Genomic DNA, 2,174 nt, shown 5'->3' with positions numbered 1-2,174 from the left:
GCTCAGTTGCACCTGCGTCATGACATCAGGTCTACCGGCTCACGCCGTGCCGCGAGACCGGATCCCGCAGATTGATCGCAACTGGATACGGTCCCTAGGACGCCGATGCCGTCCGCGACGACCTGCGCGCCTACACCACGGAACACCTCGGCACCGACGGCGCGGTCCTCGTCGTCGACGCAACCGGCTTCGTGAAGAAGGGCACCGCCTCGGCAGGCGTGCAACGGCCGTACACCGGCACCGCCGGACGCATCGAGAACGCCCAGGTCGGTGTGTTCCTCGCCCTGGCCACCAGCCGGGGGCGGGCCCTGATCGACCGTCGGCTCTACCTCCCGGAAGACTCCTGGTCCGATGACGCCGAGCGTCGCGAGGCAGCCGGGATCCCCGCGACGGTGCAGTTCGCCACCAAGCCCCGTCTGGCCACGGAGATGATCGACGCCGCGCTGGACGCGGGCGCCACCGCCTCCTGGGTGACCGCCGACGAAGCCTACGGCCAGGACCCCAAGCTCCGTGCCGCCCTCGAGACGCGCGGCACCGGCTACGTGCTGGCCGTCGCCTGCTCGCCCCGGGTCCGCATCAACCACGGCCGCACCCTGGCCCGCGCGGACACCGTCGCCGGCCGCCTGCCCGCCACGGCCTGGCAGCGGCACGGTGCCGGCCACGGGGCGAAGGGCCCGCGCCACTACGACTGGGCCTGGATCCACACCGGCACCGACCGCCACCGTCATCTGCTCATCCGACGCAACCGGACCACCGGCGAACTCGCCTTCTATCTGTGCTGGTCACCTGCCACAGTGCCGCTGTCCGAACTGGTCCGCGTCGCCGGCGTCCGCTGGAGCGTGGAGGAGTGCTTCCAGGCCACCAAGGGCCAGGTCGGACTCGACCACTACCAGGTGCGGCACTAAACCTCCTGGCACCGGCACATCACGCTCGCCATGCTCGCCCTGGCCTTCCTGACCGCCCTCGCCGCCGACGCGGCACCCCAGCAGCCTGCCACCGCAGGTCAGCCCGCTCGTGACAGCGATCCGATCGCCCTGACCGTTCCGGAGATCCGCCGCCGCCTCACGGCCGTCTTCCGCCCGCCGGCCGTGACCGCGGCTAGGCTACTGAGCTGGTCCCTCTGGCGCAGACGGCACCAGGCAACAGCCCGACGCAGCTACTACCGACGACGGACCGCCGACGAGCCCACCGGGTAGATCAGAAGCCAGACTGGAGTACTAGGGCGAGGTTTCAAGGGTAGGCGTGGACGTCGCCGTGCTTGGGCGGGTGGGGGCGGAAGCCCTTGCCTTGGCTGGTGCCGTCGTCGAGCAGGACGTGTACGCCGGCTGCGCGCAGGGTGGCTACTGCGCGGGGCAGGACGGGGTGGCGGGCTTGGGCGGCGTTGATGTAGGGCAGCGTCACGGTGGGCAGGTGATCGAGTCCCAGGCCCTCGGTGAGGAGCCTCAGGGCGAGGGTGTCGGCGTGGCCGTCGGCCCACTTGGTGAACGTGTTCAGCGTGCAGGGCGCGGCCAGGAGCGCGTCCGGGTCGGGCAGTACGTCGCCCTGCGAGGGCAGCTTGTACTGGTGGTGCACGGGGTGGCCGGTGAGAGCGGTGAGCGCGTCGATTTCGTTGTCGCCGTTCTCGACCGCCCACCGGTGCCCGGCGGGGTGAGGACCAGGCAGACGTCCCAGCCGCGTTCTTGCGCGGCGACGATGCCGGTGGTGATGTCCGGGCGGGCGGGGCGGCGCTGGAGATCGGATACAGGGTGCCAGTCACCGGGGCAGTCCACAGCGCTCCGCGAGTGCCCGCAGGCGTGCCTCGGCGCTCCCGGTGTCCAGCAGGGACAGTTCCTCGATCAGCCGGCGGGTGCGCGGACATGAGCGCACTTCCTCGGCCGCTTCCCGTTCTGCGGCCAGCAGTGCGTCGACCGCCTTGGTGTGCTGTCCGGCCAGGATATAGGCGTGGGCGAGGTCGACCAGGCGGTGGGCGCGGCGCTCGCGCGGCAGCTGGTCGATATCCGGGGCGGGCATGGCGGTCGCCACCGCGACCGCTTCGGCGCCCTGGGCGAGCTGTACGTGTGCGGCCAGCCGGCACAGTGACACGTTCGCCGCGTTGAACGCGGACCACAGGGCGTTGTTCGCGCCGTCCAGCCGGGCGGCGTGCTGGGCGGCCCGGTCCAGGAGCGCGGGTACGG

1 protein-coding gene and 2 pseudogenes are annotated in these 2,174 nt (G+C 71.6%); 1 reads left to right on the top strand and 2 read right to left on the bottom strand.

Translation table 11 applies throughout. The features are described 5' to 3' along the window. Window positions 1-98 precede the first annotated feature (98 nt). Window positions 99-1,196: pseudogene (locus tag IE271_RS40690) on the top strand (IS701 family transposase); the annotation flags it as partial. Window positions 1,197-1,230: 34 nt separating this feature from the next. On the opposite strand, the gene IE271_RS43170 reads toward IE271_RS40690, so the two are convergent. Continuing rightward, complete coding sequence (locus tag IE271_RS43170) at window positions 1,231-1,572, bottom strand: flavoprotein (RefSeq protein ID WP_229919980.1); 342 nt, start codon at window positions 1,570-1,572, stop codon at window positions 1,231-1,233. Window positions 1,573-1,752: 180 nt separating this feature from the next. Beyond that, window positions 1,753-2,174: pseudogene (locus IE271_RS40675) on the bottom strand (helix-turn-helix domain-containing protein); the annotation flags it as partial.

Source organism: Streptomyces minutiscleroticus, from assembly GCF_014650875.1.
In the GTDB taxonomy this organism is placed as follows: Bacteria; Actinomycetota; Actinomycetes; order Streptomycetales; family Streptomycetaceae; genus Streptomyces; species Streptomyces minutiscleroticus.
Note: the sequence above shows the minus strand (reverse complement) of the source record. Positions and strands in the feature narration are given on the sequence as shown.